The 13285-nt window shown below is 37.6% G+C and carries 12 protein-coding genes; all 12 read right to left on the bottom strand.

The features are described from left to right. Nucleotides 1-29: 29 nt before the first annotated feature. Nucleotides 30-818 carry a phosphatidate cytidylyltransferase gene (locus AC3ANV_RS19915; protein ID WP_488310407.1) on the bottom strand — a complete coding sequence of 263 codons (789 nt, stop codon included), beginning with the start codon at nt 816-818 and terminating at the stop codon, nt 30-32. Nucleotides 819-851: 33 nt separating this feature from the next. Beyond that, the gene (gene uppS, locus AC3ANV_RS19920) at nt 852-1631 is read right to left on the bottom strand and encodes an undecaprenyl pyrophosphate synthase (protein ID WP_488310408.1); all 780 of its coding nucleotides are present in this window, start codon (nt 1629-1631) and stop codon (nt 852-854) included. A 257-nt stretch (nt 1632-1888) separates the two neighbouring features. Then, on the bottom strand, nt 1889-2446 hold the full coding sequence (gene frr / locus AC3ANV_RS19925; RefSeq protein WP_488310409.1) for a ribosome recycling factor: 558 nt from the start codon (nt 2444-2446) through the stop codon (nt 1889-1891). Continuing rightward, a complete protein-coding gene (gene pyrH, locus AC3ANV_RS19930; protein WP_488310410.1) occupies nt 2446-3174 on the bottom strand; it encodes a UMP kinase in 729 nt (242 codons plus the stop codon). Before pyrH ends, frr begins: the two co-directional genes overlap by 1 nt. A gap of 144 nt (nt 3175-3318) precedes the next feature. Continuing rightward, complete coding sequence (gene tsf / locus AC3ANV_RS19935; protein WP_488310411.1) at nt 3319-4200, bottom strand: translation elongation factor Ts; 882 nt, start codon at nt 4198-4200, stop codon at nt 3319-3321. A gap of 144 nt (nt 4201-4344) precedes the next feature. Beyond that, a complete protein-coding gene (rpsB, locus tag AC3ANV_RS19940) occupies nt 4345-5049 on the bottom strand; it encodes a 30S ribosomal protein S2 (RefSeq protein ID WP_488310412.1) in 705 nt (234 codons plus the stop codon). A gap of 207 nt (nt 5050-5256) precedes the next feature. Further along, the gene (gene codY, locus AC3ANV_RS19945) at nt 5257-6036 is read right to left on the bottom strand and encodes a GTP-sensing pleiotropic transcriptional regulator CodY (protein ID WP_488310413.1); all 780 of its coding nucleotides are present in this window, start codon (nt 6034-6036) and stop codon (nt 5257-5259) included. 121 nt (nt 6037-6157) lie between these two features. Further along, the gene (gene hslU / locus AC3ANV_RS19950) at nt 6158-7564 is read right to left on the bottom strand and encodes an ATP-dependent protease ATPase subunit HslU (RefSeq protein WP_488310414.1); all 1407 of its coding nucleotides are present in this window, start codon (nt 7562-7564) and stop codon (nt 6158-6160) included. Between the two features lie 20 nt (nt 7565-7584). Further along, nucleotides 7585-8127, bottom strand: coding sequence for an ATP-dependent protease subunit HslV (gene hslV / locus AC3ANV_RS19955; RefSeq protein WP_488310415.1), 543 nt, complete (start codon nt 8125-8127; stop codon nt 7585-7587). Nucleotides 8128-8228: 101 nt separating this feature from the next. Next, the gene (gene xerC, locus AC3ANV_RS19960; protein WP_488310416.1) at nt 8229-9128 is read right to left on the bottom strand and encodes a tyrosine recombinase XerC; all 900 of its coding nucleotides are present in this window, start codon (nt 9126-9128) and stop codon (nt 8229-8231) included. A gap of 61 nt (nt 9129-9189) precedes the next feature. After that, the gene (trmFO, locus tag AC3ANV_RS19965) at nt 9190-10497 is read right to left on the bottom strand and encodes an FADH(2)-oxidizing methylenetetrahydrofolate--tRNA-(uracil(54)-C(5))-methyltransferase TrmFO (protein WP_488310417.1); all 1308 of its coding nucleotides are present in this window, start codon (nt 10495-10497) and stop codon (nt 9190-9192) included. A gap of 239 nt (nt 10498-10736) precedes the next feature. After that, nucleotides 10737-12815 carry a type I DNA topoisomerase gene (gene topA, locus AC3ANV_RS19970; RefSeq protein ID WP_488310418.1) on the bottom strand — a complete coding sequence of 693 codons (2079 nt, stop codon included), beginning with the start codon at nt 12813-12815 and terminating at the stop codon, nt 10737-10739. Nucleotides 12816-13285: the final 470 nt, after the last annotated feature.

Raw genomic sequence — 13285 nt, forward strand, 5'->3', positions numbered from 1 at the left:
ACAGTCAACTCCTAAAAGAAAAGCGCCTTTTACCAAAGGTGGAAAAAGTGTAATAATGGCCAAACAAACAAGAGGCTGTCAAAGCGGTCAAGGATTCCTCCATGTCCCGGTAAAATCTTCCCTGAATCTTTCACATTGAAATGACGTTTGAAAGCAGATTCTACCAGGTCACCAATTTGTCCAAAAACGGACAATACCACCGTGATCCCCATTAAAGACAAAATCGTTGCATTGATATTTGAAAATAAAACAAATAAAATCGCTACAACAAGGGCACAAGCCACCCCGCCAATCGACCCCTCTACTGTCTTATTAGGGCTAATTTCAGGCCATAATTTCTTCTTTCCGATTGCTTTCCCAATAAAATATGCTCCGGAATCGGTTGCCCAAATCATAAACAAAGAATAGAAAATATAAACAAGACCCGCATTACGGGTTTCAATAAAAAAGTAGAAACCGATTCCAACATATACAGCAGAAAGAATAGAGAATCCAACATCATCAAATGTAATCCGATTCTTTGTAATTACTGTGTATGCTAAAAGTAAAAGGATCAGCGCAATACCAAGTTCCGTTTTTGAATAATTAAAAGTACTTAGAACGTGAGTATACTGCTTTGGGAATAAAATAACCCAAAGTAATAAGGTCGAAAGCAATCCAAATACCGAAAAAAAAGAAAGATTTCTCATTTTTAATAATTCATATAAGCCTACAGTTGCTAAAAAATACGTTAATAAAACAAAAGGAAGTCCACCATAGAAAACGATGGGCACAAAAAGTGCCGCTGCTACGACTCCTGTTATGATTCTTTGCTTCATCTATCAGTTCAACACCTTCTGAGTTCTAGAAAATCATTTTACGCCACCAAAACGACGCTGGCGATTTTGGAAGTCTCCTATTGCGTCTAGCAAATGTTCCTCATTAAAATCAGGCCAGAGGACTTCAGTGAACCAAAATTCAGTATAAGCTAATTGCCAGAGCATAAAATTGCTTAAACGAATTTCTCCACTTGTACGAATTAAAAGATCAGGATCGGCAATTTTTGAAGTCATAAGGTAAGAGGAAAAAACTTTTTCATCTAACTCTTTCTCCTTCATTATACCACTTTTACAATCATTTATGACTTGTTTAACGGCATCGAGAATCTCAGCCCTGCTTCCATAGTTCAGAGCAAAGTTCAAAACAAGTCCGGTATTATTTTTTGTATCTTCAACTGCTCTTTCAATAGCACGCAATGTATGTACAGGGAGTTGGTCTTTATATCCCATCATTTTCACTTGAACATTTTCTTCGATTAATTCCGGTAAAAATGTACCTAGAAATTCTTCCGGTAATTTCATAATATATTCCACTTCATTTTTTGGTCTTTTCCAGTTTTCTGTTGAAAAAGCATATAAAGTCAGCGTCTTAATGCCCAATTTAGAAGCCAATCTCGTCGTTTTACGAACCACCTTCATGCCTTCATGATGACCGGCAATCCTTGGTAATGCTCTTTTTTTTGCCCAGCGGCCATTGCCATCCATAATAATTGCCACATGTTCAGGAACCGGCAATTTTTTTATCTTTTCTATTTTTTCTCGGAGTGTGGAAGAGTTTTTTTGATTCTTCCAGGGCCTTATTTTATTAAACATGATCTTGCTCCTCCAAATAAAGTTTATCATTTCCTCCGATAATAGATCTTTCCCAATCGTATCTGTGTGTTGTTATGTATATGATTAGAGGTTTACCATGCCTTTATCATATCAAAAAAGCAATAAGATATCTCCAATTAATAACTTATGTAAAATAAAAGGAATTAAGAATAATGTTCAGAAAACAGGTCAAGGTCCCATATCATCAAAACGTTCAAAAAATAGTGAAAAAACCCCCTATAAAGAGGGTCTTTTTATTACACTTCCATAATTTCTTTTTCTTTGTCTTTTGTAATTTGATCAATCTTTGTTATAAACTCGTCTGTTAGTTTCTGAATGTCCTCAGAATAGCCACGAAGTGCATCTTCTGTAATTTCACCATTCTTTTCAAGCTTTTTCAAATCGTCGTTAGCGTCACGGCGAATATTACGAATTGCAATTTTAGCATCTTCCGACTCTTTTTTTACTACTTTTACAAGTTCCTTGCGGCGTTCTTCTGTTAATTGTGGAATAGCAAGTCTGATTATCATTCCATCATTGGATGGATTTAAACCTAAATCAGACTTAAGAATTGCTTTTTCAATTTCACCCAGAATGGATTTATCATATGGTTGGATTACAAGTAATCTTGCTTCAGGTACAGAGATCCCGGCTAATTGATTCACAGGAGTAGGTGCTCCGTAGTAGTCGACAGTTATTCTGTCTAATAATGATGCACTTGCTCTACCTGCACGGATGCTTGCAAGTTCACGTGAATAAGATTGAATTGCTTTTGTCATTCGATCCTTTGTATTTGCAACAACTTGTTTTGGCATTAGTTTTTCCCCCTAACGATCGTTCCAATTTTTTCACCCATAATGGCGCGTTTAATATTTCCCTGCTCCATAATAGAAAATACAATAAGCGGAATATCATTATCCATACATAATGAAGAAGCGGTTGAATCCATAACAGCCAATCCTTCTTTTAAAACATCTAAAAACGACAAATCTTCATATTTAGTAGCATTTTCATCTAGTCGCGGATCAGCAGAATAGACACCATCAACATTATTTTTTGCCATTAGGATTACATCAGCTTCAATTTCAGCCGCTCTTAAAGCTGCAGTTGTATCAGTTGAGAAATATGGATTTCCAGTACCGGCAGCAAAAATCACGACGCGCTTTTTCTCTAGATGTCTTATTGCTCTACGTCTAATATATGGTTCTGCAACCTGGCGCATTTCAATAGAGGTTTGTACACGGGTCTCGATGCCTAATTGTTCTAAACTGTCTTGTAATGATAAAGAATTCATTACTGTCGCCAACATTCCCATATAATCAGCTGTGGCCCGATCCATTCCCATTTCACTGCCTATTTTTCCACGCCAAATGTTTCCTCCGCCGACAACAACAGCTACTTCTACACCAAGTTCAGCTATTTCTTTTACCTGTATGGCAATCGATTTAATAACGGAAGGTTTAATTCCAAAGCTCGATTCACCTGCGAGTGCTTCCCCGCTCAATTTTAAAACTACGCGTTTGTACTTAGGACCGCTGCTCATAAGAACCTCCGTATGTAAATTTTTCATTGTCTTTAAAAATAGGGAACACGCCGTGTCCCCTATTCAAACTTATTTCAGAAACATTCCCTAAAATTATATTGGGCATAGAGATAAAATATCTTGAAGCCCGAGAACATTTTACTATTATTTTTTAATTTGGTTCATAACTTCTTCTGCGAAGTTATCTTCACGTTTTTCGATACCTTCCCCTACTTCATAACGTACGAACTCACGGACTTTTGCACCTTTAGATTCAACAAATTGACGAACCTTTTGATCAGGGTTTTTAACGAAAGTTTGGTCAAGAACACAAACATCTTCAAAATATTTTCCAAGACGACCTTCTACCATTTTTGCAACGATATTTTCAGGCTTTCCTTCGTTAAGAGCTTGTTGAGTTAATACTTGACGCTCGCGCTCAACTTCTTCTTGTGATACTTGATCACGAGAAACATATTTTGGTTTTAGCGCAGCAATGTGCATAGAAACATCTTTTGCAGCATCTGCATCAGTAGTACCTTCAAGAACTGTTAATACGCTGATGCGTCCACCCATGTGAAGGTAAGCACCAAATGCATCATTATCAGTTTTTGACACTACAGCAAAACGGCGAAGTGTAAGGTTTTCTCCAATTTTTGCGATTGCAGCATTAATATGGTCAGCAACAGTTGCTCCGTTTTCCATCGTTTGAGCAGAAGCTTCTTCAACAGTAGCCGGTTTGTTTTTAAGTAAATGTGCTGCGAGTTCCTTAACAAGAGTTTGGAAACCTTCGTTTTTCGCAACGAAGTCCGTTTCTGAGTTTACTTCAAGAATAACGGCATCGTTACCTTCTGTTAAGATACCTGTTAAACCTTCCGCGGCAATACGGTCAGCTTTCTTTGCAGCTTTTGCAATACCTTTTTCACGTAAGAAATCGATGGCTTTTTCCATATCACCATTTGTTTCTGTTAGCGCTTTTTTACAATCCAACATCCCTGCACCCGTTTTTTCACGTAGTTCTTTTACCATTTGAGCAGTAACTGCCATAATTTACTTCCTCCTTTAATTTCTATGTACTATACATATCTTAGCCATTGAAAGCCAAGATAAACATTTTGCGATTTTTCTTTAAAAAAAGGTGATAAAGGGTGCTCCCTCTTATCACCTTTATGATGTCTGTATTACATTTAATTAAGCAATAGGTTGAACTTCTTCACCTTGTTTAGCTTCAAGAATTGCATCTGCCATTTTACCTGTTAATAATTTAACAGCGCGGATTGCATCATCGTTAGCCGGGATAACAACATCAATTTCGTCCGGATCACAGTTAGTATCAACAATACCTACGATAGGAATGTTTAATTTTTTTGCTTCAGCAACTGCGATACGCTCTTTACGAGGGTCGATAATGAATAATGCATCTGGAAGCTGCTTCATGTCTTTGATTCCGCCAAGGAATTTTTCAAGACGTTCTTGTTCTTTCTTTAATTGAACAACTTCTTTTTTAGGTAATACTTCAAAAGTACCGTCTTCAGACATTCTTTCAATATCTTTTAAGCGGCCAATACGCTTTTGAATTGTTTCAAAGTTTGTTAGTGTACCACCTAACCAACGTTGATTAACATAGTACATACCGGAACGAGCTGCTTCTTCTTTAACAGAATCTTGAGCTTGTTTCTTAGTACCAACGAAAAGAACTGTTCCGCCGTTACCAGCAAGATCTTTTACCCAGTTGTAAGCTTCTTCAACCTTCTTAACTGTTTTTTGAAGATCGATAATGTAGATACCGTTACGTTCTGTGAAGATATATTTCTTCATTTTTGGGTTCCAACGGCGAGTTTGGTGTCCGAAATGTACACCGGCTTCAAGCAATTGCTTCATTGAAATTACTGACATGTTTTTTCCTCCTAGTGGTTTGTTTTCCTCCGCTCATTTCATTTTTAAACAGAAACTGTTTAGTTACAGCACCGTCTGCTTAAATCTATGAGCGTGTGTATTAACACCATGTCATAATATAGCACATGTTGAAAAAACAATCAAGGATAACTTAAGCAAAAAAAATCCCCGGTAAAAAAACCGGGGAATGTTTATATTGAAAATTTATTAGTTAGCTCTTAGTTTATCAAGTTCAATAAGGAACTTATCATTTAATACCTTAATATAGGTTCCTTTCATACCAAGAGAACGAGATTCAATAACCCCGGCACTTTCAAGCTTTCTTAAAGCGTTAACAATAACCGAACGGGTAATTCCAACACGGTCAGCAATTTTTGAAGCAACTAACAAGCCTTCGTTGCCATTAAGTTCTTCGAAAATGTGTTCAATAGCTTCTAGCTCACTATAAGACAATGAGCTGATTGCCATTTGTACAACAGCCTTACTTCTAGCTTCTTCTTCGATTTCTTCGGATTTTTCACGCAAAATTTCCATTCCGACAACGGTTGCACCATATTCAGCAAGGATTAAATCATCATCATGAAACTTTTCCTGTAATCTTGCAAGAATTAACGTTCCAAGGCGTTCCCCACCACCAATAATCGGAACAATTGTTGTTAAACCTTCACGGAATAAATCTCTATTTTCAACTGGGAATGCAGTGTATTCACTTTCAATATCAAGGTTTGAAGAAGTTTCTTGAATCCCAAATAAACCTTTTGTATACTCTTCAGGAAATTGACGGTCTTCAAACATTTTTTTCACTCTCTCGTTTTCAATTTGTTGATAAATTGAAAAACCTAAAAGCTTCCCGCGGCGGCTGACAATGAAAATATTAGCTTCGATAACTTCACTCAATGCCTCGGACATTTCTTTAAAGTTTACCGGCTTTCCTGCCGCTTTTTGTAATAATACATTAATTTTTCTTGTTTTTGTAAGTAAATCCATTGTGTTTCTTCCTCCTAATTAACTAAAACCATTATTAAATTTTTATATTTTATTTCAATCACTTCTACTGAATTAGGCGTTTTCCTATCTATTTTTACACTCATGGCTTTATTTAGCCGATTTATAGGATAAACTGACTTAAATCTTTATTTTTTGAGATAGCTCCAAGCTTATCATCAACGTATTGTGGAGTGATAGTAATTTTCTCCATGGTAATTTCAGGTGCTTCGAATGATAAGTCCTCTAAAAGCTTTTCCAAGATCGTATGAAGCCGTCGTGCACCAATGTTATCAGTATTTTGATTAACATCAAAGGCGACTTCAGCTATTCTACGAATAGCTTCGTCAGAAAATTCAATTTGTATACCTTCTGTTTCCAATAATGCTTGATATTGCTTAATTAAGGCATTATCAGGTTCGATTAAAATTCTAAAGAAATCTTCGACGGTTAATTTTGTTAACTCAACGCGAATTGGAAAACGCCCCTGCAACTCGGGAATTAAATCAGAAGGCTTTGCCATGTGGAATGCTCCTGCAGCAATAAATAAAACATGGTCGGTTTTAACAGAACCATATTTCGTCACCACTGTCGAACCTTCGACCACAGGTAAAATATCTCTTTGGACGCCTTCCCGAGAAACATCAGCTGAGGAACCTCCGGAATTCTTACTGGCAATTTTATCAATTTCATCGATAAAAATAATACCCGTCTGTTCTGCCCTATAAACAGCTTCAGATGAAACTTCATCCATATCAATCAGCTTTCCGGCTTCTTCGTTGGTTAAAACCGTTCTTGCCTCACGAACAGTTAATTTTCTTTTTTTCCGTTTTTTTGGCATAAAGCTACTTAATGCATCTTGCATATTCATACCCATTTGTTCGATGCCGGAGCCTTGAAGCATATCAAACATTGATGGTGTTTGTTCTTCAACTTCAACAGTAACAATTTCATCTTCTAATTGACCCAGTGCAAGCTTTTCTTTTACAATCTTCCGCTTTTCGTTTACAGAATAGTCTTCTTGATGTGTATCCTGTTCGGTAGATGAACTTCCGCCGCCACCAAATAACATTTCTAATGGATTTTTATAATTAGTGGCTTTTTTTGCAGATGGAACCAGCAAATCAACTAGTCGAGCATTTGCATTTTCCTCTGCCCGCTCTTTGACAGCTAACATGCGGTCCTCTTTAACTAATCTGACAGATGTTTCAACCAGATCTCGAACCATTGATTCAACATCGCGACCGACATAGCCTACTTCTGTAAATTTAGTGGCCTCAACTTTTATAAAGGGTGCACCCACAAGCTTTGCGATTCTTCTGGCAATTTCTGTTTTCCCAACACCGGTTGGTCCAATCATCAAAATATTTTTTGGAATTATTTCATCCCGGAGTTTTTCAGATAACAAGCCTCTCCTGTATCGATTCCGAAGAGCAACAGCGACTGCTTTCTTTGCATCCTTCTGTCCAATAATAAATTGATCAAGCTTTTCAACAATTTGGCGGGGGGTTAAACTCGTTGTTTTTCCCATGATTTTTGGTCTCCTTCCCGTTATAGCTCTTCCACAATAATGTTGTGGTTCGTGTATACACAAATCTCAGCAGCTATTTCTAAAGAAGCCTTGGCAATTTCTTTAGCTGACAGGTGATCACCTGCATATTTCTTTAATGAACGTCCTGCGGCCAAAGCATAATTACCGCCCGAACCAATTGCAAGAATCCCATCATCAGGTTCAATAACTTCTCCGGTTCCTGACACTAGAAGTAAATATTCATGATTCATAACAATCAACATGGCTTCCAGTTTTCGGAGCATTTTGTCGTTTCTCCATTGCTTTGCAAGCTCGACCGAAGCTCTTTGAAGATTGCCATTGTATTCTTCTAATTTTCCTTCAAATAACTCAAAAAGGGTAAAAGCATCTGCAACCGAACCCGCAAACCCGGCCAGTACCTTACCATTAAATATCTTTCTCACTTTTTTTGCTGTGTGCTTCATCACAACAGCGTTTCCAAATGTCACTTGACCATCGCCTGACATTGAACATTCACCTTTATGGTGAATCGCAAAAATAGTAGTAGCATGAAATTGAGACATTACGAATATTCCTCCTTCAGGAGTATTTTCAGTCCTATAGAATAGCAATTGCTTTTTTAACAATGAACCTTACTCTAGAAAATTATGAAAACTGTATTCATTTATGCCCTTGGATGATGGCTCATATACGTTTTCCTTAAGTGTTCATTGGTAACATGTGTGTACACCTGGGTAGACGATAAAAAGGAATGCCCTAATAACTCTTGAACGGAACGTAAATCGGCACCGTTATTCAGCAAATGTGTTGCAAAGGAATGCCTTAGCTTATGTGGATGGATACTGCTATCAAGTGCCGATTTTTCAATCATTTTATTCAAAATCCCCCTCACTCCCCTTGTGGTCAAGGGACCGCCGCGGTGATTTAGAAATAAGGCTTCAATTTTTTCTTTACCTTCTAAAAGCTTCTTCCTGCCATTGTTTATGTATTTTTCCAATGAGTCTTTTGCACAACTTCCGAATGGTACATAGCGTTCTTTTTGACCTTTTCCGTGAACCAATACCGTAGATAAATAAAAATCAAGATCTTTTAAGCAAATCTGACAGCATTCACTGACACGGATACCTGTTCCATATAAGAATTCAAGTAATGCTTTATTACGTTCCCCTAATGGTGTATCTGTTTCACACGAGTGAAAAAGGATTTGAAGTTCATCCTCATAGAAAAAATTTGGCAGCCTTTTTTCAGCCTTTGGAATCGTTACAAGTGCAAATGGATTTTCCACTATATATTTTTCACGAAGTAAAAATTTATAAAAGCTACGTAAAGTCGATATTTTTTTCGCAACTGTTTTTCTTGAAAGCTTTTTATCATATAATTTAGTCAAATATAGTCTGGCATCAGAATATTGTACAGTTTCTACATCATTAAGTGCTTGTTCAGCCATGAACAAAAAGAATTCACGGATATCATGTTGATAATGTACAATGGTATATTGTGAGTAATTTTTCTCCATTTGTAAATACTCGATAAATAACTTTAATAAAACATTCACATTTGCCATATCATTCACCTCACAAGGGCTACTAAATCGTAACATACTTCAATAGCCCTTGCAATAAATTTTACAAAACTTTCACAAAGTTCTGAATTGTTTCCAGAGCCCTGTTTGCATGCTGTAAATTTCTTTCCTGCTTACCTTTAATTCTAACAGGCAATTCTGGAAATAATCCAAAATTGGCATTCATTGGTTGGAAATTATCAGGGTTCGCTGTCGTAATATAACGAGCCATACTTCCAATGGCAGTTTCGATAGGAAATTCTACCGGCTCGTTTCCATGAACGATTCTTGCTGCATTGATCCCTGCTATTAATCCACTTGCGGCTGATTCTACATAACCTTCCACACCTGTCATTTGCCCTGCAAAAAATAAATCCTTACGATTCCGGAATTGATAGGTTGCTTTTAATACCTTAGGTGAATTAATAAAAGTATTACGATGCATAACACCGTAGCGAATTATCTCTGCATTCTCCAAGCCTGGTATTAAACTAATTACCTCTTTTTGCGCTCCCCATTTTAAATGAGTTTGAAATCCGACAATATTAAAAAGGGTTCCGGCAGCATCATCCTGGCGAAGCTGGACAACTGCGAACGGTCGTTTACCCGTTTTTGGATCTTCTAACCCCACTGGTTTTAATGGACCGAAAAGCATTGTTTTCTTACCCCTATTTGCCATGACTTCAATAGGCATACAGCCTTCAAAAAAGACTTCCTTTTCAAATTCTTTTAATGGCACTGTTTCAGCAGTAGTGAGGGCTTCATAAAAGCGGTTGAATTCCTCCTCCGTCATTGGGCAATTTAAATAAGCGGCTTCCCCTTTATCGTATCTGGACTTTAAATATACCTTGTCCATGTCGATACTTTCCTTTTCAAGAATCGGTGCTGCTGCATCATAAAAATAAAGATAATCTTCGCCAGTCAATGTTTTAAGTTGAGCTGATAAGGCTGGGCTCGTTAACGGCCCTGTCGCAATTACCGTCGGTCCTTCTGGTATTTCCACGACCTCATCATTGATCACGGTAACATTTTCGTGATTTTTCACCATGTCCGTGACCTTTGCAGCAAATTCATGGCGATCAACTGCCAAAGCACCTCCGGCAGGAACCGAACAAGCATCAGCAGCAGCAATAATTACTGAATCAAGCTTTCTCATTTCTTCTTTTAACACACCGACCGCATTTGTTAAGGTATTGGCTCTTAACGAGTTGCTGCAAACCAATTCTGCAAATTTATCAGTATGATGGGCAGGTGTTTGTTTCACTGGTCTCATTTCATAAAGGCGTACCTTTACACCTCGCTTCGCAATCTGCCAGGCAGCTTCACTTCCTGCCAATCCTGCACCTATCACATTTATTGTAACGTCTTTCATGTAGTGACCTCCTGAAATTCTTCCATGCTAAAATACATAATAAGGTTTTGATTTGTAACCTATGATTACTTTCCCCTTATTTAAGTCCATATTGCATTGTACTATATGAAACCAAAACAAAAAAGTTTTTAGTTTTTTTAAAAATAAAGAAAACTCGCCGATTGGCGAGCCCCTAAGGGCGAAGACAGAGGCGTAGTTTCACTTATGCGAAATAGGAAAGAGTGGGCTTTGCCCACCCTTTAACTTTGTTGTTCTTCCTTGTAATCACATTCCGTACATTGTACTTGAACACCTTTTTTCAATTTCTTTTCTACAAGGAGCCCTTCACATTTAGGACAGCTTCGTGGTAATGGTTTATCCCAGGAAATAAAATCACAGCCGGGAAACCTATCGCATCCATAAAACAATCTTTTTTTCTTACTTTTTCGTTCTATGATTTGCCCTACTTTACATTTAGGACAAGTTACGCCGATTTCTTTTACAATCGGTTTTGTGTTCCGGCAATCAGGAAAATTACTGCAAGCCATGAATTTACCATATCTACCCATTTTAAAAACCATAGGGTTTCCACATTGTTCACAATCCTCGCCTGCGGGCTCATCCTTAATTTCCACTGATTGCATTTCTTTTTCGGCTTTCTCTAGATGGGTTTCAAAGTCTTGGTAAAAACCGTCGATAATTTCAACCCAGCGAACTTTTCCATCCTCGATATTATCCAACCCTTGTTCCATTTTTGCGGTAAATTCCACATCTAGAATATCGGAAAAGAATTCTAATATTAATTCAAGAACAATTTCGCCCAGCTCCGTTGGAACAAAGCGTTTGTTATCAAGAGCAACATACCCTCGTTTTTGAATCGTGTCCAATGTCGGTGCATAGGTAGAAGGACGGCCAATTCCCAATTCTTCTAGTGTTTTCACAAGCCTTGCTTCAGTATACCGTGGCGGCGGTTGCGTAAAGTGCTGTTTCGGATCGATATCCTTCTTAAACACTTCATCCCCTTCTTTTAGGTCAGGAAGCATTTTATCCCGTTCTTCAACCTGATCGTCGGTCCCTTCCACATAGAGCTTCATAAAACCGGGAAATTTAACTTTTGAGCCAGTTGCCCGAAAAATGACAGATCCGTTCTGTAAATCAACACTCATCGTATCCATAACAGCCTGTGCCATTTGACTGGCCAAAAACCTTTCCCATATTAATTTGTATAATCGGAATTGGTCTCTGGACAAAAACTCCTTCAAACTGTTTGGATCCCGTAATGTGCTGGTTGGTCTAATCGCTTCGTGGGCATCCTGTGCATTTGATTGTTTCTTTTCTTTTCGTTGTTCTTCTTTTATATAATTTTCTCCATATTCCGAACGTATATAATCTGCTGCCTCTACCTGAGCAACTTCAGAGATCCTTGTTGAATCTGTTCTCATATAGGTAATGAGACCGACCGTTCCCTGCGCTCCAAGCTCTATTCCTTCATACAGCTGCTGAGCCAGCATCATCGTTTTCTTAGCACGAAAATTAAGCTTTCTCGCTGCCTCCTGTTGTAAGGAAGAGGTTATAAACGCCGGGGCAGGATTTCTTTTTCGTTCTTTTTTCGTAACTGAAACGACTTTGAACTTATTCCCGTCCATTTGTTTTAAAATATTTTCAACATCATGTTCGGACTTAAGTTCTGTTTTTTCTTTGCCGGCTATGGAATGAAAAATCGCACTAAAATGATCTTTCCCCTTTAGAAACTCCCCTTCAATTGTCCAATACTCTTCCGGTATAAACGCTTGAATTTCTTTTTCCCGATCAATGATTAAACGGACAGCGACTGATTGTACACGTCCTGCACTTAAACCTTTTTTCACCTTTTTCCAAAGAAGCGGGCTAATATTGTAGCCTACTAGACGATCAAGAATCCGACGAGCCTGCTGTGCATCTACAAGGTCCATATTAATTGGGCGAGGGTGTTTAAAGGATTCTTTTATCGCTTCCTTGGTAATCTCATTAAAAACAACACGGCAGTCGGATGTAATATCGACATCCAGACTATGGGCTAAGTGCCAGGCAATTGCTTCTCCTTCGCGATCCGGGTCAGCTGCGAGATAGATTTTTTTAGCCTTTTTTGCTGCTGTTTTTAATTCCTTTAAGACTGGCCCTTTACCTCGGATCGTAATATATTTTGGTTCATAGCTATTTTCTACATTGACACCCATTTGGCTTCTGGGTAAATCACGCACATGGCCCATCGAAGCTTTTACCTTATATTTATTCCCTAGATAACGTTCAATCGTTTTCGCTTTTGCTGGCGATTCTACGATAACAAGAAAATCTGACATTCAAAATCCTCCTTAAGAGGGTATAAGAAGTGTGGAAGCGCCCCGAACTAAGCAATTGCCTGTTTCTAAGATGCTTACAATTTGAGAAGTTTTCCTTAATTCCAAATCTTCAACTTGGACAGGAGAAAATACTTTACAAAAATGCCTTATCCCAAAGTTTTCCTATTTTATTTCGTCTAACTATCTTTCTAACAAAGTTATGCATCTTTTATTCATAAAATATCAATTATTATTGAATAAATCACATGATATTGTCAATAAACTTGCAAGCGGATGTAATCGTTTACAACTTGTAAATAATAATTTATCTGCTATTTTAGGTTAAAACCTGTTTTTTCGAATATCTGATGGAAAATGTATAACATATTAGAAATAATTTCAACCTTTTTAAGCTAAATTCCCCATTTATTCAAAAAAAACCTGCAAACTTAAAGAATTTTTCAAATTTTTTCATCCGAAATACAGAAAAA

Source organism: Neobacillus sp. DFD-2R (assembly GCF_057747865.1).

Coding starts and splice junctions, on each gene's coding strand:
- AC3ANV_RS19915 (WP_488310407.1), bottom strand. CDS start 818: ATGAAGCAAAGAATCATAACAGGAGTCGTAGCAGCGGCACTTTTTGTG.
- pyrH (WP_488310410.1), bottom strand. CDS start 3,174: ATGAGCAGCGGTCCTAAGTACAAACGCGTAGTTTTAAAATTGAGCGGG.
- hslV (WP_488310415.1), bottom strand. CDS start 8,127: ATGTCTCAATTTCATGCTACTACTATTTTTGCGATTCACCATAAAGGT.
- codY (WP_488310413.1), bottom strand. CDS start 6,036: ATGGATTTACTTACAAAAACAAGAAAAATTAATGTATTATTACAAAAA.
- trmFO (WP_488310417.1), bottom strand. CDS start 10,497: ATGAAAGACGTTACAATAAATGTGATAGGTGCAGGATTGGCAGGAAGT.
- rpsB (WP_488310412.1), bottom strand. CDS start 5,049: ATGTCAGTAATTTCAATGAAGCAATTGCTTGAAGCCGGTGTACATTTC.
- xerC (WP_488310416.1), bottom strand. CDS start 9,128: ATGGCAAATGTGAATGTTTTATTAAAGTTATTTATCGAGTATTTACAA.
- topA (WP_488310418.1), bottom strand. CDS start 12,815: ATGTCAGATTTTCTTGTTATCGTAGAATCGCCAGCAAAAGCGAAAACG.
- tsf (WP_488310411.1), bottom strand. CDS start 4,200: ATGGCAGTTACTGCTCAAATGGTAAAAGAACTACGTGAAAAAACGGGT.
- uppS (WP_488310408.1), bottom strand. CDS start 1,631: ATGTTTAATAAAATAAGGCCCTGGAAGAATCAAAAAAACTCTTCCACA.
- hslU (WP_488310414.1), bottom strand. CDS start 7,564: ATGGGAAAAACAACGAGTTTAACCCCCCGCCAAATTGTTGAAAAGCTT.
- frr (WP_488310409.1), bottom strand. CDS start 2,446: ATGCCAAAACAAGTTGTTGCAAATACAAAGGATCGAATGACAAAAGCA.